This is a genomic window from Methylobacterium sp. D54C (assembly GCF_053345595.1).
Genome location: NZ_JBKFAK010000001.1, coordinates 991891 through 1011601, shown reverse-complemented (window position 1 = coordinate 1011601; position 19711 = coordinate 991891). Strand labels below are relative to the sequence as shown.

Here is a 19711-nt window from a genome sequence, read left to right as displayed (position 1 = left end):
CGCCTCAAGAGGACGACGCGATGAGCAAGGGATACCCTTCGATGACCGCCCTGCTGGGCCTGCTGGCCGTGGCCGGTTACCAGAACCGCGACCGGATCGCCGAGTGGCTCGGCGGCCACGCCAAGGACGCGTCCCGGTCGCCGGCGCCGCAGGTCCCGCCCGCGACGAGCTCGACCATCCCGGCGAACCTGGATCGGCTCCTCGGCGGCGCCAGCGCGGGCGGCGTCGGCGGCCTCATCGCCGGGGGCCTGACCGAGCTGGTCGACCATTTCACCAAGGGCGGCCACGCCGAGACGGCCCAGTCCTGGATCAATCACGGGCCGAACCGCGACATCCCGACCGCGGATCTGGAGCGCGCCATCGGACCGGACACGCTGGCGGCCCTGGAGCAGCGCACCGGCCTGAGCAAGAGCGAGCTGCTGGCGCGCCTCTCGCGCGACCTGCCCTCGGCCATCGACCGCTACTCGCCCGACGGACGCCTGCCGGCTTTCAGCTGATCCGCTCCATCGCGGTCGTCGCGGCGGTGCCGCCGCGACGACCGGCACCGGTTCCGGCGGCCGCTACTCGACCAGCTCGTCCACCTTCGCCATCAGCGAGGGCGAGATGGTCAATCCCAGGGAGGCGGCCGTCGTCAGGTTGAGCAGGGTGATGAAGCGCTCGCTCGCCTGCACCGGCAGGTCGCCGACCACCGCGCCGCGCAGGATCCGATCGATGTAGCCCGCCGCCCGCTGCACGTCCTGCTCGACGCTGGTCGTGTAGGCGGCGAGGCCGCCGAGATGGACCGGCGCCGCGTAGGCGTACACGGCCGGCAGGCGGTGGGTCGCCGCCAGATCGACGATCAGCTGGCCGTACACCCCGGTCACCGCGTCCGGCAGCGCGATGAGGCCGCCCTTCGGCTGGGCGGCGAAGCCGGCGATCGCCGCCTCGATCTCGGCCGCGTCGTGCACGCCCGCGATCCGGGCATCGATCCCGAGTGCCGGGCCGATCCGGGCCATCTCGGCCGTGTAGCCCGCCAAGCGCGCCCGGTAATCGGGGTTGATGAGGGCGAGCGCCCGCGTCACGCCGGGGCTGAGTTCCTTCAGGAGCTGCAGCCACTTGCCGACGAGGACGAAGTCGAAGTTGGTGAAGCCGGTGAGGTTCCCGCCGGGCCGCGACAGGTTCGTCACGAAGCCGCCGCCGACCGGGTCCTGAAGCATCATGAAGACGATCGGAACCGTCGTGGTCGCCCGCTGGAGCGCGGTCGCGCCGACGACGCCCTGCGCGAGCACCACGTCGGGCGCGCGGGCGACGATCTCCTCCGCCTGGACGCGCATCCGCTCGGCGTCGCCGTTGCCGTACTGCAGGTCGACCGTGAGGTTCTCACCCCAGATCCAGCCGGCCCGCTTCAGGCTCTCCTTCAGCGTCTCGACGATGACGGGACTGTCGGGATGCGCCGCGCCGTAGACCAGCAGGATCCCCAGGCGACGCTGACCCTTCGCCGGCGCGGCGGCGAGGGCCGGCCACGCGGCCGCGCCGCCGAGGGCCGCGATGACGTCGCGCCGTCTCATCCGCCGGTCTCCCGTCCGAACCCGTTCCGAGCATCGCCGATCGAGAGGGATTCCGATCGCACGCCCTCGGACGGTAATAGGCGCTGCCTTAAGGCGGGGCTATCGGGGCGGGCGACGGGGAAGCCGGGCGCGCGCGACTCAGCGGACCTCGACCCGACTGCCGCTGCCGCCGTTCAGCAGCCGCTTCAGGTGGAAGGCCGCCACCCCGTCGTCGGGGCGCAGACCGACCAGGGCCGCGAAGGCGGCCAGCGCGCCGGCCTCCCCGGTATCGAGCTTGGCGTAGGCGTCCTGGTACTGGGCGAGCAGCGCGTCGCCGCAGGCTGCTTCCGTCAGGGGTTCGTAGGCGCGCAGGGCCGTCTGCTTGCCGCGCAGGAGGAGGTCGCCAAGGGGGCGGCCGCGGAACTGTCCGGCGCGGATCACGACGGCGTCGCTGACGCAGATCCGCGTGCCGAAGGCCTTGTTGGCGTTCTCCAGACGGGCGGCCGTGTTGATGGTGTCGCCGTAGGCCGTGTAGTCGAAGTAGCGGCCGCCGCCGAAATTGCCCACGATCGCCGGGCCGGCATGAACGCCGATCCGCGTCACGCCGATCTCGATTCCCCGCGCGCGCCAGCGATTGCGGAAGCCCTCGGCCGCCTCGTCCAGGGCGAGGGCGCAGGCCACCGCCCGCGCCGCGTGGTCCGGCTGATCCCCCGGCGCGCCGAACAGGACGTGCAGGGCGTCGCCGACGATCTTGGCCACCGTCCCCTCGTGGGCGAAGACCACGTCGGTCATCTCGGCGAAGTAGCCGTTGAGGATCTCGGCGAGCTGCGCCGGGTCGAGGCTCTCCACGAGGCCGGTGAAGCCCGCGATGTCGGTGAACAGGGAGGCCACGTCGCGGCGGTGGCCGCCGAGTTCGAGGCCCGACGCGTCCCCCGCGAGCCGCTCGGCGAGGTTCGGCGAGAAGTACCGGGCCAGGGAGGCGTGGGCCCGCTCGGCGAGCGATTGCCGCCGCCGCCCCTCGCGCAGGTCCTCGACGTGGCGCAGCGTCCGCTCGATCGTCGTCTCGAGGTCGGCGAAGTCGATCGGCTTCGTCAGGAAGTCGAAGGCGCCCCGGTTCATCGCCGTGCGGATGTTCGCCATGTCGCCGTAGGCCGAAACGATGATGATCGAGGGGCGCTCGGCCAGCTCCTGCAGCTTGGCGAGCAGGGTCAGCCCGTCCATCCGCGGCATGTTGATGTCGGAAACGACCAGATCGACGTCGCGGCTCTCGGCCAGGCGGTCCAGCGCCTCCTGCCCGTCGTGGGCGAACAGGAACGTGACGAGGCCCTGCCGGATCTGGCGGCGGAACTTCTGGGTGATCAGCGCCTCGAGATCCGGCTCGTCGTCGACGACGAGGATCTTGGCGCTCGGGGCGCCGGGCGTCATTCGGTCCCCGCGAAGGCGGACAGACGGCGATCGATCTCGGCCTTCAGAACGGCGAAGTCGATCGGCTTGGTGATCAGGCCCACGGCGCCGGCAGCGCGGACCTTCTCGCGCGTCTCGGCGTCGCCGTAGGCCGTGATCATGATCACCGGCACGTCGGGCCGGGCCGCGCGCACCAGCGGCAGCAATTCGAGGCCGGTCATCCCCGGCATGTTGATGTCCGACAGCATCAGGATCAGGCTCGGCTCGTTCGAGCCCTTGATCCGCTCCAGGGCCTCCGCGGCCGAGTGCGCGAAGGCCATCGCGAAGCGTCCGGCGCGCAGCTCGCGGCGAAACTGCTGCCGGAACAGGTCTGTCACGTCGGGTTCGTCATCGACGACGAGGATCAGGACGTTCATGGCTGGCTCTCAGTCTCGGTCGCCGCCTCGGTCGCCGGCTCGGTCGCCGCCACGGTCGGTGGCCGAGGCGGCGCGTCCGGCGTAACACTCTGCCGCGGCAGGGTGATGATGAATTCCGTGAAGGCACCCGGTTCCGTGGCGACGTCAACCGTTCCGCCGTGCTGCTTGACGAGGATGTCGTGGCTCAGCGACAGGCCGAGCCCCGTTCCCTCGCCGGCCGGCTTGGTGGTGAAGAACGGGTCGAACATCTTGGCCTTGACGCTGTCCGGGATGCCGGTGCCGTTGTCGCGCACGCGGATCTCGACGCCGTCGCCCCGGTCCCGGGTGGCGACCGAGAGCGTGGGTGCATAGCCGGGTTCGCCGTCGGCGGCCCGCTTCTCGGTGGCGTAGAATCCGTTCGACATCAGGTTCAGCAGGACCCGCGTGATCTCCTGAGGGTACAGGTCGGCGAGGCCGGCCGCCGGATCGTAATCGCGCACGAGGGTCACATTGAAGCCGGGTTTCGCCGCACGGGCCCCGTGATAGGCAAGATTCAGGCTCTCCTCGACCAGCGCGTTGACCTCGACCGGGCGATGCTCGCCGGACCCGGTGCGCGAGTGCAGCAGCATGTTCTTGACGATCGAGTCCGCGCGCTTGCCGTGCTGGACGACCCTCTCGAGATTGCTCTTGAGCAGGCCAGCGAGCTCCTCGACCTCCGCGCGCGTGTCCGTGTCGAGGGTGGTCGGTTCGAGCACCTCCCGCAGCTCGTCCACCAGCTCGTTCGAGAGCGACGCGAAGTTGTTGACGAAGTTCAGCGGGTTCTTGATCTCGTGGGCGATGCCGGCGGTGAGCTGTCCGAGCGAGGCGAGCTTCTCGGACTGGACGAGCCGGCTCTGAGCCCGCTGGAGATCGTCGAGCGACCGGTTGAGGTCGCGGGTCCGCTCCTCCACCTTGGCCTCGAGCGTCTCGTAGGAATCCTGGACCCGGCTCGCCATCGTGTTGAACCGGTGCGCGAGGGTCTCGATCTCGTCGCCGGTGCGGATCACGATCCGCTCGGACAGGTCGCCCGCGCCGAACCGCTCCGCCCCGTCCTCGAGCTCGCGGATGGGCACGACCATGCGCCGCGCGAGGAAGGTGCCCGCCACCGCCGCCAGCAGGACGCCGAGACCCATCAGCGACGTGGTCTGGATCACGGATTCGAGCGCCGGCCCCATGGCGTCGCGCAGCGATTCCTGCACGAAGACGATCCAGTCGACCCGCGGGATGGTGGCGTGGGCCGCCAGCACCCAGCCGCCGTCGAGGCCGGTCGTGATCTCGTAGTCCTGACCCGCCATGCGGGAGCCGGGCAGAGCCGCCGCGACCTCGGGCAGGCCGGAGAGGTCGGTGTCGCGCAGGACGAGACTGAGGTCCGGGTGCGCGATCAGGCGACCGGTCGCCGTCGTCACGAAGGCGTAGCCGTGCTCGCCGACGTTGATCGCGCTGACCACGTCCCAGATCAGCTTGAGATTGACTTCCGCGACGGTCACGCCCGGGTCGCGGCCGGCATGGGCCACCGAGACGGTCATGTACGGCTCGGACCCGCGCCGGAAATAGACCGGGCCGAACCACGTCTTCTGGGCGAGCGCCTGGGTGAAGCGCGGCGAGGTCGAGAAATCCTTGCCGCTGGCGACGGAGTCCGGCTCCAGTCGGGAGACGCGCAGCTGCTCCTTGCCGGCCGGATCGAGGTAGGCCACCTCCGTGATGGCCGGCGCCTGGCGCAGCAGGCGGATGAAGTCGTAGCGCTGCTGCTCCGGGGAGACGCGCCGCCACTCGGCGCGCGTCGTCCAGCCGATCTGGCCCTCGATCGAGGACAGGAAGGCGTCGACGCGCTCGGCGGCGGCGCGCGCCTTGGTGCGCTGCGTCTCGATCGCGGTCCGCTTGGCGTCTTGGTAGTTCAGCGTCAGGTCGACGGCGCCGTTGATGAGCAGCACGAGGCTGACGAGGCCCACGAAGGCCACCGCGAACTTCCCCGCGAGCGGCAGGCGGAACCAGCGCGGCGGCGCTGTCGCGGCCGGCGGGGAGGCTGTCGGGCGCGGCGCCGTCATTCGACGATCTCGTCCGCCTGGGCGAGGAGCGCCGACGAGATCGTCACGCCCATGCTGCGGGCCGTCTTGAGATTCACGATGAAGTCGAACTTCGTGGGCGCCTGGACCGGCAGGGTCGCGGGGTTCTCGCCGCGCAGGATGCGGCCGACATAGGCAGCGGCCCGACGGACCGTCTCCACCGGATCCGGTCCGTACGACATCAGGCCGCCCCGGTAGGCGAAACGCCGGATCGCGAAGACCGCGGGGACCCGGAGACTCGTGGTGAGCGCGACGATGTGGTCGCCGTTGGCCTCGCTGAACGTGCCGGGGGCGACGATCAGGCCCCCGTCGCCCTGCCGCGCGAGCGCGGCGATCACCGGCTCGATCTCGGCCGCCTTGTCGATCTTCACCACCACCGGCTCGATCCCGAGCGCGGCCGCGGTGGCGCGGAACGGCTCGGCGTAGAGGTTCTCGCCGCGGATCTCGGTGCTCGGATTGGACAGGAGCGTGACGTGCCTGAGGCTGGGAACGGCCTCTTTGAGGGCCGCCACCCATTTCCCGCCCAGCGGCGCCTCGTAGAGCGTGAAGCCGGTGATGTTGCCGCCCGGGCGCTGGAGACTCTCCACGTACCCGAAGCGGACCGGGTTCGAGGCGCCGACGAACACGATCGGGATCTGCTTCGTCAGGGCCGCCACGGCCGTGAGCTGCGCGCTGAGGTAGGCGAAGATCACCTGCGGCTGTGCGGCCACCAGTTCGGTCGCGAGGAGACGCGTGCGCTCGCGGTCGGCACCGGTCCAGCGATCCTCGACCCGCTGATCGGGATGACCGTGGTCGCGCAGGCCGGCATGGAACGATTCCGCCAGCACCCGGCCCTCGGGATCGCCCTCCGCGAACGGCCAGAGGGCCGCGATATGGGCCTGACCCTGCGCCAGCACGGCGCGCGGCCACCCGGCGAACGCCAGGGGCAACCCAGCGAGTACGGTTCGCCGCCTCATCGGACCATCGCGCCACATCCCCGCCCACGGCCCCGCCGCGCGCTCAGGCCCCGCCCTGCGATCGACTGCCGAAGCATAGTGTACGCTCGACTGCGACACCACGCGCGAGCCGCCGCGCAGTTATCAAAATGCCAGCCGCATGCCGCCGACGATGTTTCGCGGAGCACCCGCGAAGACCGATCCCGTGGTGGTCGCCAGCACGGCGGCGCCGTTCTGGAGTCCGTTCGTGCCGCTGATGCTGTTGGCGAGGTTCTGCGCGGAGGCGACGTAGGTCGTGTCGAACAGGTTGCGCACCTCGACGTACAGGCTCAGCCGCTTCGCGTAGCCGCCCGTCAGCTCCGTGGCGTAGTGCAGGTTGGCGTTGACCACCGCGTAGCCGGGCGCCTTCAGCAGGTTGGCGTTGTCGAGGTAGAAATCGCCCTGGACGACCGTCTCCACGAAGGCGCCGAGACCCGCGAGTGGGCCGCTCGGCACGTCGTAGCCGAGGCGGGCGAGGAGCTGGTGGGCCGGAACCCCGGGGATCCGGTTCCCGGCACGGTCGAAGGACCGGCTCAGGCTGCCGGCGCTGAGCTGCTCGGTGTAGTGGGTGTAGATCTGGTCGTCGAACGTGTAGGCCAGCGTCCCGCGCCAGCCGGGCGCGAAGGCCCAGTCGGCGCCGACCTCGATGCCGCGATGCTCCGAGGCCGGCGCGTTGAACGTGTAGGCGAGGAGCCCGGCCCCCGGCGATTGCGAGACCAGCTCGTTGCGGAAGAACTCGTAGAACCCGGTCACGCTCAGGCGGAGATCGGCCACCGGGCTCCACTCGGCGCCGAGATCGAAGCCGAGGTTCTCCTGCGTCCGGAGCTGGGTGTTGTTGCCGGGCAGCCCGGCGGGGGTGATGAACAGGTTGCTGGCGGCCGGCGTGGTGTAGCCGGTGGCGACCCGGCCGCGCAGCGCCCAGGCCGCGTCCGGCCGGTAGACCAGGGCCAGTTCGGGGGCGACGTTGAGGAAGGACCGGTTCGCGTCCGCCACCGTCCGCGTCGTGCCGCTCGCCGCGTACGCGTAGGCGACGTTGCGCCCGGTGATCGCCGTGGTCTCGGCGCTCAGGCCGAGGATGCCGGTCCACTGGTCCGACAGGCCCAGCTCCAGCCGCGCCCGGCCGCCGAGATTGGACTGCACCGCCGTCTGATCGCCGATCAGCGCCCCCAGGCGCGGGCCGACGTAGGGGGCCCGGTTGAAGGTGGTGATGTGGTTGTCGATCGTGTTGTAGGCGAGCGCGACGTAGCCCGTCGCCGGCAGGCCGAGCAGGTCGCCCCGCCGGGTCAGGTCGGTCAGGAAGTTCCAGGACGGGTAGGAGCCCCGCGACGCGGTCGTGTAGAACGGCTGGTCGAAGTTGCGCTCGTCGAAGCCGAGCTGCGTGCGCCACGTGGTGAACGCGTCGAGGTCGTGCTCCCAGCGGGCGGCCACGATGGTCCGGCGGTCGTTGCGCCCGAAGCCGCCCTCGTCGGCCGTCACCGGCACGGTCGCGCCGAACGCCCCGTTCCGGAACAGGTTGAAGGTGGTGCAGCCCGGAGCCGCGCTCGCGGCCGCGGCGCAGCCGCGCTGGTACGGGTTGATCCGGTACTGGGCCAGCGACGCGCGGGCGGGCAGGTTGGCGTCGAGGGTGTTGTTGATCACCTTCAGGGTGAAGCGGTTGTCCGGCGTCGGGGTGTAGCTCGCGAGCAGGTTGATGGTCTGCGTGTCGTAGCTCGCGTGGTCCTGGTAGCCGTTCGCGCGGACATCGCTGGCGAACAGACCGATCTCGAACGGGCCGCTGACGCCGCCGACGGTGAAATAGTTGCTGAGGTAGCCGAAGCTGCCGGCATCCACCCCGATCTCGTAGCCGTCGATCTCCCGCCCGGTGCGTGTCCGGAACGCGATGGCGCCCCCGGTGGCGTAGTTGCCGAAGAGCGGCGATTGCGGCCCGCGGAACACGTCGATCCGGCCGTAGGCGCGGGGGTCCGTGAGGTCGAAGCGCGACGCCCCGTCCGGCTGGGTGAGGATGAAGCCGTCCTCCAGGACGACGGTGTTCTTGATCACGCCGGTGGAGCGGGCGTTGTTGCCGCGGATCGAGATGACCACGTCGCGGCCGCCGTTCCCCTGCCGCACCGTCACGCCGGGGCTGTTCACCAGGACCGAGCCGATGCTGGTCGCCGGCCGGTTCGCGATCGTGTCGTCGCGGCCGATGCCGGTGACGATCTCGCCCACCGGGTGCTCGATCACCGCGGGCGCCGAGCCCGGCGGCGCCGCCACGCCGAAGGCCGGCGCGGCGGGCCGGCCCGCAACGGGCGCGGCCTCGCCCTCCACGGAGAGTTCCTCGAGGGTGACGGCGGCCTGGCCGAGGGCGGGGAGGGGGCTTCCGGCGAGCAGGAACGCGAGGGCGCCGCCGCGCAGGACGGGGGAGTCGGAGGTCATCGGAGGTCTCGTCTGATCGATGGGGCGAGCGGCGGCGCCGCCCGGAGGACGGGCGATCAGGCGGAGCGGGGCGGCCCGCGGGGCTGGCCGATGACGGCGGGGACCGACGCGGTCCGGACGGGGGGCGGGATCGGCCACGCCACCGCCGTCCAGCGCAGGCGGCGCGCGAGGCCGGGCGCGTGCGGGAGCAGCGGCGGGACGGCACCGGCGCGACACAGCCCGCAGAGGGCGCAGGATCCCGGTGCCGGCGCGCCCGGGCCGACCGCTGCGTCACCGGCCTGATCCGGCGCGTGCCCGCACAGGATCTGGCCGGGCAGCGCGCCCCGATCCGCCTGCGCCATCCGGAGCGCGACGGCCGGCGCGAGCGCCTGGATCCAGAGCGCGAGCGCGATCAGCACCGCGCCCGGGAGGCCCGGGCGCCCGCGTCTCAGGCGCGGAGACGTATGCACGGGCACGGCGCCCGCCCGCACCGGCTCAGCGCGCCCACCGTCTTCGGAGTCGGCCCGCGGCGAGGTCGAGACCGACCATGGCGGCGATGGCGAGCCCGGTCAGCGGGAAGAGCGCCCCGAGCCCGAGGATGATCGCGGTCACGGTCGCGGCCACCCGCCGATCCGCCGGCCAGGGCGGCACGCCGAGGCCGCCGGCCGGGCGCCGCTTCCACCACATCGTCCCGGCGGTGACGGCGAGCAGGAATGTGGCGAGGCAGAAGCCCAGCATCGCCAGCTGGTTCGCGCGGCCCCAGTGCTCGCCTTTGTGGATGCCGATCCCGTACTGGATCGCCCGGCCGACCGGTCCGAGATCGGTGAAACGGACGTCCACCAGCGGGCGGCCGGAATACTGGTCGAGGGTGATGACCCGCTGCCGCGTGACGTCGCGCGGGTAGATCGCGGCGGCGTAGACGCCGTCCGCGCCGACGGGCAGCGCCAGCTCGAAGCCGGGGGGCATCCCCAGACGTCGAAGGATCGCCACGGCGTCGTCGATCCCGACGCTCGCGGCCGCGGCCGGCACGGAGCGCGGCACCGGCGCGTCCTGCAGGGTCCACCCGGCATCCTCCAGCCGTTCGCGCAGCGGCACCGTCGAGACCGGCCGATTCGCCCAGAGCGCGGCCGGTTGCCCGAGGCCGACGGCGTTCGACCACGCGCGCAGTTCCTGCCCCCACCAGATCGACCAGGGCAGGCCCGTGAGGGCCAGGAAGAGCAGCCCGCCGCCGGCCACGAACCCGGTGACGGCGTGAAGGTCGCGCCACCACACGCGCCGGCGCGGGCCGCCCCGCACCGTGACGACGCCGCCCGCGCGGCCGCGGGGCCACCAGAGATACGTGCCGGTCAACACCAGGACGATCGCGAAACCGGCGACGATCTCGATGACGGCGTTCGCGAGGGGCCCGACCAGGGCGAGGCTGTGCAGTCCGCGGACCACCGCCATGAGCTCGCGGTCACGGTCGACGCGGTCGAGGACGTCGCCGGTATAGGGGTTCAGGTAGACGTGGATCCGGCGGTCGCCGGAAGCGAGCGTCACCCGTGCCGCGGCGTCCGGCGCGGCCGGGTCGATGTAGGTGACGGGCGCGCCGTCGGGCACGGCCTGCAGCGCGTTGAAGATCAGCCGGTCCGGGCCGATCGGCGCCGTCGCCTGCGGCGCGACCCGGGTCCGGTACGCGAACAGGCTGCCGTTGATCTCGTCCTTGAACAGGTAGAGTGCGCCGGTGGCCGAGAGGCCGATCAGGAAGGGCAGGCAGAGCAGGCCGGCGTAGAAGTGCCACCGCCAGACGGCCCGATAGACGGCGTCGCGGGACAGTCGCCGCGTTGCCGCCGCCCCGTACGCGGGGGCGTCGCCGTGGAGAACAATCGACATGATGGGAGGTCCGTGCCTGAACGATCGGGAGCGGGATCGTCAGGCCTTGGGTGGACCTCGCGCGGTGCCCGTCGAGGCCGGCGGGCCGGTCTTCGGGATCTCGGATTCGGGGCGCCACGCGCGGCGCGTCTCGGCGGCGACGGGCCAGTCGGTCGCGGTCGGGTTGATAATCGGCAGGACCAGCGCGCCGGCCTGCACGAGCGTGCAGCACGGATGCGCGTGCGCCACCGGGCCGGCGGGGTCACCCGAGGCGTGACCGGCACAGATCACCGCGTCCGGATCGACCCGGGCCTGTGCCGGGATGGCGAAGCCGAGGAAGGCTTGAAGCAGCAGCGCGTAGAGCGCGACCAAGCCGATGATCGCGCGCCCTCGAACCGTGAGAGGCTGGCACCGGCGCATGGACCGATCTAGGCGGCCGCGCCGCGGCGCGTCAACGGCCGACCGCTGTTCGGTCCGTGCCAGACTCGCGCCTCGCTGAGGATCAGAGGATGCGCCGGGTTCCGGGCAAGAAAAAACCCGCCGGATCTGAGATCGGGCGGGCCGGCGCGGTGGCTGGGGGACCTGGATTCGAACCAGGACTAGAGGAGTCAGAGTCCACCGTTCTACCGTTAAACTATCCCCCAATCAGCCGTCAGCCCTGCGCATCCGGTTTCGAAGATGGCGGGGCAGAGCCCGCAGCGCATCGAGCGGCTCCGGGCGTGGGCGGTGAGATAGGCGGAATGGTTCGGGAGGTCAACCGGTTGTTCTGCGGTTGACGCCACCTCGGCCGCGGCCGTAACCGTGAGGTCGCCGATGCTGCCAGGAAGGGTGGCCGAGTGGTTTAAGGCAGCGGTCTTGAAACTCGGTCTCGGCCATCCCTGCGACTTTCTTTTGATCCTCTAAGATACTGTCGGACAACGTAAATTCACGCTCGCCCCGTTCGCGCATCGTTCCCTATCACGTTCCGTCACGTCCAATTGGGTAGCAAGAGCGGTAGCAGCGGACGCGATCCGTTCCGCTGCGCCGTGTCCTTCGGTGCCCACGTGAAGCCGACTAGTCGCGCCGCCTAGGATCGCTCCAGATCGTGGTCGTTGCCTCGCAACCACACGACTTGCGCGATATCGCCACCGGCCGCTCCTGAGCTCGGCATCGCGTTGCCGTCCATGTCGTCCAGTGCCGCAACCAGATGGTCGACGGCATCGAGGGCCAGAGCGAGCGCACCCTCGATGCGCACGCGGGTATCGGGCACGGCCGTGCGCTTTGGCCGGGGCTGGAAGCGGATGACGTTGGTCATGATCAGTGCCCAGTTTGCTCGGCCGCGAAGGCCGTGAGGTCCTGGATGAGGGCGGCGGTCTCGGCGTCGTCGCCGTTCATGATGACGCGCTCGGCCACGTCCGCGAGACGCATCCTGCGGCTCCAGAAGTCCGTGGGCTGGCGGCGCAGCATCTCGGCCCCTGCGCGATCCTCGACGGTCGTGAGCTCGTCGGCGAGCCAATGAAGCAGCCGGCCGGCGGGGTTGTGGGAGCTGTCGAGAGGGCCGCTTCTGTCCGCCCGGCAGCACTCCTGCGAGGCCAGCCCGTAGGCAACGTCCGACAGCGTCCACATCGCCTGCCGGACGGTGCGCAGCTCGACCAAGCTGGCGCTCGCCAGGTCTACCTGGGCGAGAATGCCGGCACGGGTTGGCGTCGGCACTGGTGGCGGCCTCCAGGCCGGATCACTCCGCGCCAGGACCGACAGATGGATGTCGATCGCTAGACGCGCCGGACTGTCGTAGTCCGCGCGCTTTCGGTTGCGATGCCATTCATCGACGTAGTGCCACCAAGCCAGAGCGAGGGCCTTCACGGGAATCGTCTCGGGTGTGGCGGGCAACGCGTCGATCACGTCGAGCAGCGCGTAGCGCCGCGCTTCCATGGTCTCGTAGGCGGCGATCTGTTCGGCCGTGCCCTCGCCGTCGCCATGAGCGGCCCAGGCTACCCATAGCGCCAGAACCTCGTTGACCAGCTCGCCGGCCGTGAAGCCGTGCGCTGTCACGTTTAACTCGGCCGCCGACTTCGGCTCGGCCCGCGGCGTACGCCCGATGAACCGGCCCGCAGCATCTCGGGATGTGGCGGCGCGCTGACGGAGGTCGACGGCCTCCGGCGCAGCTTGGGCGGGGTTGGCCTTCCTCATCGCGGCCTCCCTCACGCGATCGGCATGAAGCCGTAGGCGAACACGCCCCCGGCGATGATGATGCCGGCGGTCAGCAGCTCGCCGGCGAGGTCGACGAAGCGCAGGGCACGCACGTGCGCCGTATCTGGCCGCACAGCCGCCACAGCCTGCCAGGGTTCGACGGTGCCAGGGACAGCCTCGTCCGGCTCCAGGGCCGGCACGGGGCGAACGTAAAGGGTATGAGGCGTGCGAGACCGTTCACCGGCGCGCGCCGGTGCTGTAGAATAACGGGTAGCCATGATCGTCTCCTGAGGACGGCTGGTCAGGGCCGATCAAGAGGGTGCAAGCTCTTGGTCGGCCCGTACATTTCTGCTATCATCAAAGAACGATGTCAATAGCCGATAGCAGAAAACCGCGGGGTCGCCCGCCTACCGGCATTGGCAAGGCTATCGGCCTGCGCCTCTACCCGAAGCTTGAGGCCTCTCTAGACGCCTGGATCGCTGAGCAGCCCGAGCCCAAGCCCTCGCGGCCGGAGGCCATCCGCCGGCTGCTCGAGCGGACCCTGAAGGTCGGCTGAACCTAAACGTCGTAGTAGCCACGGCTCAGGTGCGACTGCACCTCGTCTCGGTCCAGATCCGGCATGGTTACGCCCATATCGGCTGTCATGCCGTGACGGCCTCGCACCTTGAGCGCGGTGGCGCGGACCTGCTGGCGGCCACTGCCGGTCACCGCGAGGCTGATCTGGCCGTGGAAGCCCATGTCGGAGAGCCGATCCACGTGGCGGCCGAACTCCTCGACGTGCGCGCCGATGCTGCCGCGGCCATTACCGGCGGCACCGATGCCGCCCGCTGGCGGATCCGGAATCTCCAGGCCGCTGCGCGTGATCGACCGGATCGACCCGTCCGGCATCTTCATCGTGCCGTTGCCGAGGTCGAGACCTTCCTTGCCGTCGAGGCCCTTCACGAGGCGCGGCTCATCCGGAATCTTCGGGGCGGCCACGCCGCCGCCGCCACGCCGCAACCGATCCAGGAACGGCTTGCGGATCGCGTAGGCGAGATCGTGATGCTTCGGGTTCTCGTAGTCGGAGATGCCCGAGCGCAGCGACTGCTCGCCCGTCTGGGCCTGCCGGATCCGATTATACGCGCCCCGGTAGGCGCCCATCATCTCGCGGCGATACATCTCCTGCTGGACGCCGCGGTCCGTCCAGTCCTTGCCCATGCTCTGAGCCAGGGCCTGGAGCTTGCCGAAGCGCCCCGCCGCACGGTTCCACTGCACCGTGCCGAATGACTGCGGAACGCCAGCCCGGTTGTGGTCGCCCTTCGAGGTCGGGTCGAGGTTGAGGCCCGACTCGCCCTGCATCATGGCGATCTGGCCGCGGGCCTGCTCCTCGGTGTAGCCCATGCCGCCCTGATCAACCGGGCGGCGGAAGAACTCCATCCAGGAGGCGACGTTCTCCGCGCCGGCCGCCGACATCCGCCCGCGCGCGGCGCGACGCCCGTCGTTGCCGGTATAGCTGCCATCGTAGCCGCCAGAACCGCCACCGCCGCCACCGAAGCGCGGAATGCCGGCGCCGACGCCGCCCCCAGCCCCTCCACCCGTGCTGGCACGGCGCAGTGCGCCACCGAAGTCAACGCCGCCACCACCGACACCGCCAGGGCTGAAGCTCGCGCGCTGGATCAGCCCGCCGCCGCCTCCGCTACCGAAGCCTTCGCCAGGCGCAAGGTGGATCGGCACGAAGATGCCCTGGCGGAACTGCTCGTTGAGGCGCTGGAACAGCGTCTTACCCTCGGCCTCGACCTCGGGGGCCTTCTCCTTCACGCCCTCGGCCACGCCCTTGCCGACCTTGGTGCCGGCGTCCTTCCCGATCTCGTCGGCCTTCTTGCCCAGCACCATGTCGGGCAGGTTCGGGTCGAGGGCGCCGAGGAGCCCGCGCCCGATGCCCTCCTTGGTGAACTCGGGCATCTGCAGCGTGTCGTACTGCTTCGCGAGCTCGGCCAGGCCGCCGATCGCCGTGATGCCCAGCGCCCCCTTCGCCAGCCCGGCCAGCTTGCCGCCCTTCTTGGCCGCGTCCGGCAGGCCGCCGCCGTTCATGGCCAGCTTCGCGGCCGCCAGCTCCAGGGACGCCGCCGACTTCGTGAGCGCCAGCGCCGAACCCATCAGGCCGAGTGTGCCGGCCGCCTCCGCGATCTTCCCGCCGGCCACGGTGACCGACGTTCCGAGCGCGACGATCTTCGGATCCAGCTCGGCGATGTGCTGCTGGAAATCGGCGATTGCCGTGGCCGCCCGGGTCAGCAGGCCGCCACCCTCGCCGTTGTTGTCGAGCGACCGGCCCATGGCGGTTTCGACATTGAGGCGCGTGTTCTCGATGCGCTTCTGCGCGCCGTAGAACCCGCCCATCACTGCATCGCCGATCGACTTGGCGAACCCCTCGGGGGTGTCCGCGATCTTCTTCCGGTACTCGTCGAACAGCTCGGGCTTCTGGGCAATCGATCCGAGCTTGCCGCCATGCTCCCGGGTGACCAAGGCGTTCAGCTGCGCCTGGGTCGGATGGGCGTTGATGACGGCCCGCAGCAAGCCCTCGGTGTCCACCGACTCGGCCGCCATCTTGTAGAAGTCGCCGACCGTCTTCGCGATGGCGTGGGCGTCGGCCGCCTTGAGCTGCCCCTTCTTGTTCTTGTCGAAGCTTTGCCCGATGATCCCGGTCGCGCTGGCCGTGAACTTGTCCCGGTCCAGCAGGGCGTCGGGATCGTTCATCAGCGCCTGCAGGCGCTGCATCTGCCGGGGCGACATGTCCTTGCCGAACGTGCGCTTCACCGAGCTGCCGAGGCGGTCCGCGTTCAGCGCGTCCGGCATCCGCACGAAGTTCTGGTACTTTACCCCCATGGCGTCGAGGGCGGTCAGGCCCTGCTTCGAGGGCGCGATGAACTTCGAGGAGATGCCGCGCGCCGCAGTGCCGGCCTCCTCGCCGGAGTAGCCCGACTTCCGCAGCAGCGCGAAGATGGTGTCCATGGTCTCGATGGAGAACCCGGCGCCGGTCGAGGTCGCGCCACCCATCTTGAACGCGGCCTGGATGTCGTGGTCCTCAAGCCCGCCGACCTTCGCGGTCTTCACCGCCAGATCGACGTTGCGGCGCATGACCTTCGTGGCCGTGGCAGCGTCCTCGATGTGCTGGTTGGTCGAGAACACGATCCCCTCGAGCGTCTTGGCCGCGCTCGGAAGCTCGACGTTCATCGCCTGGGCGTAGTTCAGGATCTCCTCCACGAAGGGCTCGACCAGATCCTTGCGCACGCCTCGGCCGGCGAGGGTCCGCTGGGCGTGCAGCACCTGGATGTCGTTGAAGGTCGAGGCGCCGCCGAGCCGCACGGCCTGGTTGATCCGGCTCGACCGCTCCTCCTTCGTGAGCCCCGCCATGGCGACCTGCCGGCGGATCTCCATGTCGAACTCGGCGTAGGTGTGCTCGGCCGCCTTGGCCGTCGCGTCGATCTTGCCGCCGGCCACAACGGCCCCGGCGGAAACCAAGCCGCGACGGGCCGCGGCCCGCTCCTGGTTGACCACTGCCCGCTTGGCCGCGAGGTCCTCGGCAGCGACCTGCCGGCGGAAGGCAGCGGCAGCCTGATCGGTGCTCCGTGCCAGGGTGCGCTGCTGCTGCTCGACCCGGGACAGATCCACGCCGTAACGGGAGGCCGCGCTCTCGGCCGCCCGGAGCGCCGCCGTCTCGGCGCTGAAGGCTGCCGTCAGGGCCTTGGTGTCGTTGACTGCCGCCCGATGCGCATCGCCGAGGCGCCGGACCTCGGCAGCGAGCCGAGCGGCCTGCGCTGCCTGCTCGCTGCCCTTGATGAAGGTCTGGGCCTTGCCGTACTCCGCCGCCGCCTTCTTCGCCACGTCGTACTCGCGAGCCAGCCGCGTCGCCTGCGCGCCGACCCGCTGCAACCCCTGCACCGTGGCCTCCAGCGGCTTGCGCGCATCCATCACGGCGGCCGCCGCCTTGGCCGCCTTCGCCTGCTGCTCCCAGGCCTTGCTCAGCTTCGCAGCCTCGGCCGTGTACTTGGTCACGTCGAGGCCTTGCTGGATCGCCTTGGCGACCTTGGCCATCTCGGCCTCGACCCGCGACTCAGCGGTGATGAGGAGCTTGGCCTCAAGGGTCTTGGACGCCATGACGGATCCTCCTCAGTGCGTTCCGGGCGCGGTCGGGATCGAGGCGCCGATCTCGGCGGTGGCCGCCTCCATGGCGACGGTCGCTGCCGCCAACGCTGCCGTCTGACCGTTCACGGCAGCTTCGAGGTTGGTGAGAGCCTCGCGCGCAGCATCGGTGTCGATCTGGCCGAGCTGCCGGAACACCGTGCTCAGGATCTGCTGCGACGAGTTCGGCTCGGGCTGGGCGGCGAGCACGGCGGCCGCGCGGGCCAGGGCCACGCCGACCTCGGAGCGCAGCGCGTAGGTGGCGGGCACCTGGATGTTGCCGGCCGCGTCGATCGAGAACACGGCTTGATCGCCGGCGAGCACGACCACGGCGAGATGGTCCCAGGTCTCGGCCGGCGGCGCGGGGGAATCGGCCATGGCTATTCGGCCTCCTCAACCGTGACCTGAAGCAGGGCCCGCGGGTCGACGTCCCGGCGGTGATTGATGACCGCGCCCTGCGCCTCGGCCATGGCGATGAACGCGACCTCGTCCCGCTCGGCCGCCAGGATCTCGGCATCGAGCTCGGCGAGGCGGGCGATCCGAGTCGCGGTCGGGATGGCAGACTTGTCGACCGCGGCCGCATCGATGTCGCGGTCAATCGCGGCGATCACGGTTTCCGGCTGGAGCCAGCATGCCAGGGCGAGGCCGTCATATACCTTGCCGCCGATCACGATCATGCCGAAGTCGGCATTGTTCACCGGCATCATCGCGCTCGACGCCAGGGCGGGGAAGTAGACCTCGTGGCTGCCGGCCAGAAGCGTCGACACGTCCGGACGGGCGAGGGTCGCGGTCTGGGCCACGAAGGCGCGAGCCGCTTCCTTGGCCTCGGCGGCGGGGATGGAAGCCCGCGAGACCCGTGCCCTCTCTTGGCGCTTCTCGGTGATGAGGCCGCGCACGCGCCCGACCGCCGCGACCGGGAATTCGCCCTTGAGCAGCTTCGGCGCGGGGTGATCGTAAGGGACGATGACCTTGTGGTGATGCTCGCCGAGCCATTCGTCAATGGAGGAGCGCAGAGCAACAAGCGTTCCGCCAGTCTCCGATTTCTCCTCGTAGCGTCGCTTCGAAGTATCTCGGGTGTTCCGTGCGGTTATCAATCCGCGCTGAAGTTGCTTGTACCGCGGATCATCGACATAGGCTTTGGTCTGCCGCTCAAAGTTGTCGATCTCGGCTTTGATCCGAAACACCTCATGGCGGTCATCGACGGACCGCTGCATGGCGGAACTCGTGAGGTCCGTCGCATCCTCGGCGGCGTTGCAGATCTCGGCGTAGAGCCGGCGCGCATCCTCGGGCAGCACGCCGGTTCGGCGCACGGCGCGCTCCTCGTGGTCGTCGTCCAACACGTCGAGGCCTGAGGCCATGTCTCATCTCCGTTGCCGTTCACCCGCGTTCACCGTTCACGGGTTCGCCGTTACCTCGTTACCCAGTTACCGGGTCGGTGAACGCCCACGGTAACGCCAGGGGTAACGCCTAAGTCTCTGTCGGGACGGAAGAAAACCGCCGCGACGGTCGTCAACCTGTCAACCTGTCAACCGCGTAACCGGGTTTTCGGACCCTGGCGCTAAGGGAGGTCTGCGCCTCTATTGCCCGTAGTCCGGCAGGGGTGGCAGGGTCCCTGGCCGGTCAGCCTCCCCGGGGCAGGGCGGGGCTGTCCGGGACGGTCACCATCCGGGCACGCCCTGCACTCGGGCCCGCATCCCGTGGAGGATGGCATCGCGCGGGTCGGGCGGGGCAGTGGCCCGCTCAGCAGCACGGGCGTCGTGCGCGTCCAGCCTGCGAGCCAAATCGTCGAATGCGTACTGCGCTGCCTCTGGCATGGCATAGCCACGGTACTCGTCGCACAGCATCTGCATCGCGTGTACGATCTCGGCGCGCTCGCTCATGCGCCGCCCCTGTCGCCGACCGACAGGCCCATGGCCTTCAACGTGCGGCTCATCGAGGCGCGCGACGCTGCAAGGCCGGAGCCGCCCGGCTGCTCCAACGGGATGTGCGAGCTGATCTCGGTCTTGCTCTGCTCGGCCACGATAGCCTCGAACACGGCCGCACGGATCGCCGGGACGCCCTTGCCTTCGGCCAGCATCGTCATGGCGAAGGCGGTGTCGATCTGCGGGGCGACCCGGCGAGCGCCGGCGGTGATGTCCTGAACGGCGCCGACCACGCTGACGCGGGTCTTCGCCTCGTCGAGGCTGACCCCTTCGGCGATGAGGCCGGCGGCCAGATGCGGGACGCCGCAGTCGTTGCACAGCGTCACGATCTCGGCGGCCTCTTTGCGGTCGATCCCTGCCATCGCTCGCTGTCCTGTCTCGGATTGAAGGGCGGCACCCGCAATGCCTGGGACCTGAAACCAAGCGCTACGGGTGCCTTCACCGAGCGGCCGCACGCTGCTCGGCGATCTCGGGTCAGGCGGCGTCGCGACCACTCAAATCGGGGAGGCTGACACCATCGGAGACGAGCTTGAGACGGACAGCCTGCCGGACGAATTCGCTGGCGGTGGTGCGGTTCTGACGAGCGGCGCGGGTAATCGCGCCCGACAATCCATCCTCGATCCGGATCCGAAGACGCTCGGGATAGGTGATGGGTCGATCCGAGATGTTCATCGTGTCACCGTGCATGATTGGCGGCGGCACATTGTAGGGCGTCTGTAAAGTCAGAAACGACGCGGCGCCTGATTAGCGCTCAAATGGTGACGCATGACGCATGGTGACGCATTTTCTCATATAGGTTGCTGCCGTGTGCCTGTG

The 19711-nt window shown here is 70.2% G+C and carries 19 protein-coding genes and 1 tRNA gene; 2 read left to right on the top strand and 18 right to left on the bottom strand.

Translation table 11 applies throughout. The annotated features are described in order from the left end of the window. Positions 1 to 20: 20 nt before the first annotated feature. The gene (locus ACLBYB_RS05135; RefSeq protein WP_100253755.1) at positions 21 to 497 is read left to right on the top strand and encodes a YidB family protein; all 477 of its coding nucleotides are present in this window, start codon (positions 21 to 23) and stop codon (positions 495 to 497) included. Positions 498 to 560: 63 nt separating this feature from the next. On the opposite strand, the gene ACLBYB_RS05130 is transcribed toward ACLBYB_RS05135, so the two are convergent. From ACLBYB_RS05130 to ACLBYB_RS05075, 12 genes are all read right to left on the bottom strand, one after another. Continuing rightward, the gene (locus ACLBYB_RS05130) at positions 561 to 1547 is read right to left on the bottom strand and encodes an ABC transporter substrate-binding protein (RefSeq protein WP_447698097.1); all 987 of its coding nucleotides are present in this window, start codon (positions 1545 to 1547) and stop codon (positions 561 to 563) included. 138 nt (positions 1548 to 1685) lie between these two features. Next, entirely contained in the window at positions 1686 to 2951 is a 1266-nt protein-coding gene (locus tag ACLBYB_RS05125) for an adenylate/guanylate cyclase domain-containing protein (protein WP_447698096.1), read from the bottom strand. Beyond that, positions 2948 to 3346: a response regulator gene (locus tag ACLBYB_RS05120; RefSeq protein ID WP_447698095.1), complete on the bottom strand. Its 399-nt coding sequence runs from the start codon at positions 3344 to 3346 to the stop codon at positions 2948 to 2950. The genes ACLBYB_RS05125 and ACLBYB_RS05120 overlap by 4 nt, the downstream gene beginning before the upstream one ends. After that, positions 3343 to 5409, bottom strand: a complete 2067-nt coding sequence (locus ACLBYB_RS05115) for a sensor histidine kinase (RefSeq protein WP_447698094.1) — start codon at positions 5407 to 5409, stop codon at positions 3343 to 3345. Before ACLBYB_RS05115 ends, ACLBYB_RS05120 begins: the two co-directional genes overlap by 4 nt. After that, positions 5406 to 6383, bottom strand: a complete 978-nt coding sequence (locus ACLBYB_RS05110) for an ABC transporter substrate-binding protein (protein WP_447680247.1) — start codon at positions 6381 to 6383, stop codon at positions 5406 to 5408. Before ACLBYB_RS05110 ends, ACLBYB_RS05115 begins: the two co-directional genes overlap by 4 nt. A gap of 123 nt (positions 6384 to 6506) precedes the next feature. Further along, on the bottom strand, positions 6507 to 8816 hold the full coding sequence (locus ACLBYB_RS05105; RefSeq protein WP_447698093.1) for a TonB-dependent receptor family protein: 2310 nt from the start codon (positions 8814 to 8816) through the stop codon (positions 6507 to 6509). A gap of 56 nt (positions 8817 to 8872) precedes the next feature. Beyond that, entirely contained in the window at positions 8873 to 9265 is a 393-nt protein-coding gene (locus ACLBYB_RS05100) for a DUF2946 family protein (protein WP_447698092.1), read from the bottom strand. 25 nt (positions 9266 to 9290) lie between these two features. Further along, positions 9291 to 10667: a PepSY-associated TM helix domain-containing protein gene (locus tag ACLBYB_RS05095; protein WP_447698091.1), complete on the bottom strand. Its 1377-nt coding sequence runs from the start codon at positions 10665 to 10667 to the stop codon at positions 9291 to 9293. A 39-nt stretch (positions 10668 to 10706) separates the two neighbouring features. Next, on the bottom strand, positions 10707 to 11018 hold the full coding sequence (locus tag ACLBYB_RS05090) for a hypothetical protein (protein ID WP_447698090.1): 312 nt from the start codon (positions 11016 to 11018) through the stop codon (positions 10707 to 10709). Positions 11019 to 11216: 198 nt separating this feature from the next. Next, positions 11217 to 11290 (bottom strand) — tRNA-Gln (locus ACLBYB_RS05085). A 422-nt stretch (positions 11291 to 11712) separates the two neighbouring features. Beyond that, the gene (locus ACLBYB_RS05080; protein WP_447698089.1) at positions 11713 to 11940 is read right to left on the bottom strand and encodes a hypothetical protein; all 228 of its coding nucleotides are present in this window, start codon (positions 11938 to 11940) and stop codon (positions 11713 to 11715) included. A 2-nt stretch (positions 11941 to 11942) separates the two neighbouring features. Next, the gene (locus ACLBYB_RS05075) at positions 11943 to 12815 is read right to left on the bottom strand and encodes a hypothetical protein (protein ID WP_447698088.1); all 873 of its coding nucleotides are present in this window, start codon (positions 12813 to 12815) and stop codon (positions 11943 to 11945) included. Between the two features lie 367 nt (positions 12816 to 13182). On the opposite strand from ACLBYB_RS05075, the gene ACLBYB_RS05070 reads away from it, so the two are divergent. Further along, positions 13183 to 13371: a hypothetical protein gene (locus tag ACLBYB_RS05070; RefSeq protein ID WP_447698087.1), complete on the top strand. Its 189-nt coding sequence runs from the start codon at positions 13183 to 13185 to the stop codon at positions 13369 to 13371. Positions 13372 to 13373: 2 nt separating this feature from the next. On the opposite strand, the gene ACLBYB_RS05065 is transcribed toward ACLBYB_RS05070, so the two are convergent. The 6 genes from ACLBYB_RS05065 to ACLBYB_RS05040 form a co-directional block, all read right to left on the bottom strand. Continuing rightward, positions 13374 to 16949: a phage tail tape measure protein gene (locus tag ACLBYB_RS05065; RefSeq protein ID WP_447698086.1), complete on the bottom strand. Its 3576-nt coding sequence runs from the start codon at positions 16947 to 16949 to the stop codon at positions 13374 to 13376. Between the two features lie 12 nt (positions 16950 to 16961). Further along, a complete protein-coding gene (locus ACLBYB_RS05060) occupies positions 16962 to 17351 on the bottom strand; it encodes a hypothetical protein (RefSeq protein ID WP_447698085.1) in 390 nt (129 codons plus the stop codon). A gap of 2 nt (positions 17352 to 17353) precedes the next feature. Beyond that, entirely contained in the window at positions 17354 to 18331 is a 978-nt protein-coding gene (locus ACLBYB_RS05055; RefSeq protein ID WP_447698084.1) for a hypothetical protein, read from the bottom strand. 300 nt (positions 18332 to 18631) lie between these two features. Beyond that, the gene (locus ACLBYB_RS05050; RefSeq protein WP_447698083.1) at positions 18632 to 18853 is read right to left on the bottom strand and encodes a hypothetical protein; all 222 of its coding nucleotides are present in this window, start codon (positions 18851 to 18853) and stop codon (positions 18632 to 18634) included. Continuing rightward, complete coding sequence (locus ACLBYB_RS05045) at positions 18850 to 19257, bottom strand: hypothetical protein (protein ID WP_447698082.1); 408 nt, start codon at positions 19255 to 19257, stop codon at positions 18850 to 18852. Before ACLBYB_RS05045 ends, ACLBYB_RS05050 begins: the two co-directional genes overlap by 4 nt. A 112-nt stretch (positions 19258 to 19369) precedes the next feature. Next, positions 19370 to 19567 (bottom strand): hypothetical protein, encoded by a 198-nt coding sequence (locus tag ACLBYB_RS05040; RefSeq protein ID WP_447698081.1) that lies wholly within the window; start codon positions 19565 to 19567, stop codon positions 19370 to 19372. Positions 19568 to 19711: the final 144 nt, after the last annotated feature.

Excerpts from the sequence above, each read along its gene's own strand:
- ACLBYB_RS05050 (WP_447698083.1), bottom strand. The coding sequence starts at position 18,853 with ATGAGCGAGCGCGCCGAGATCGTACACGCGATGCAGATGCTGTGCGAC.
- ACLBYB_RS05105 (WP_447698093.1), bottom strand. The coding sequence starts at position 8,816 with ATGACCTCCGACTCCCCCGTCCTGCGCGGCGGCGCCCTCGCGTTCCTG.
- ACLBYB_RS05095 (WP_447698091.1), bottom strand. The coding sequence starts at position 10,667 with ATGTCGATTGTTCTCCACGGCGACGCCCCCGCGTACGGGGCGGCGGCA.
- ACLBYB_RS05080 (WP_447698089.1), bottom strand. The coding sequence starts at position 11,940 with ATGACCAACGTCATCCGCTTCCAGCCCCGGCCAAAGCGCACGGCCGTG.
- ACLBYB_RS05120 (WP_447698095.1), bottom strand. The coding sequence starts at position 3,346 with ATGAACGTCCTGATCCTCGTCGTCGATGACGAACCCGACGTGACAGAC.
- ACLBYB_RS05065 (WP_447698086.1), bottom strand. The coding sequence starts at position 16,949 with ATGGCGTCCAAGACCCTTGAGGCCAAGCTCCTCATCACCGCTGAGTCG.
- ACLBYB_RS05110 (WP_447680247.1), bottom strand. The coding sequence starts at position 6,383 with ATGAGGCGGCGAACCGTACTCGCTGGGTTGCCCCTGGCGTTCGCCGGG.
- ACLBYB_RS05075 (WP_447698088.1), bottom strand. The coding sequence starts at position 12,815 with ATGAGGAAGGCCAACCCCGCCCAAGCTGCGCCGGAGGCCGTCGACCTC.
- ACLBYB_RS05060 (WP_447698085.1), bottom strand. The coding sequence starts at position 17,351 with ATGGCCGATTCCCCCGCGCCGCCGGCCGAGACCTGGGACCATCTCGCC.
- ACLBYB_RS05135 (WP_100253755.1), top strand. The coding sequence starts at position 21 with ATGAGCAAGGGATACCCTTCGATGACCGCCCTGCTGGGCCTGCTGGCC.
- ACLBYB_RS05055 (WP_447698084.1), bottom strand. The coding sequence starts at position 18,331 with ATGGCCTCAGGCCTCGACGTGTTGGACGACGACCACGAGGAGCGCGCC.
- ACLBYB_RS05070 (WP_447698087.1), top strand. The coding sequence starts at position 13,183 with ATGTCAATAGCCGATAGCAGAAAACCGCGGGGTCGCCCGCCTACCGGC.
- ACLBYB_RS05125 (WP_447698096.1), bottom strand. The coding sequence starts at position 2,951 with ATGACGCCCGGCGCCCCGAGCGCCAAGATCCTCGTCGTCGACGACGAG.
- ACLBYB_RS05045 (WP_447698082.1), bottom strand. The coding sequence starts at position 19,257 with ATGGCAGGGATCGACCGCAAAGAGGCCGCCGAGATCGTGACGCTGTGC.
- ACLBYB_RS05040 (WP_447698081.1), bottom strand. The coding sequence starts at position 19,567 with ATGAACATCTCGGATCGACCCATCACCTATCCCGAGCGTCTTCGGATC.
- ACLBYB_RS05115 (WP_447698094.1), bottom strand. The coding sequence starts at position 5,409 with ATGACGGCGCCGCGCCCGACAGCCTCCCCGCCGGCCGCGACAGCGCCG.
- ACLBYB_RS05130 (WP_447698097.1), bottom strand. The coding sequence starts at position 1,547 with ATGAGACGGCGCGACGTCATCGCGGCCCTCGGCGGCGCGGCCGCGTGG.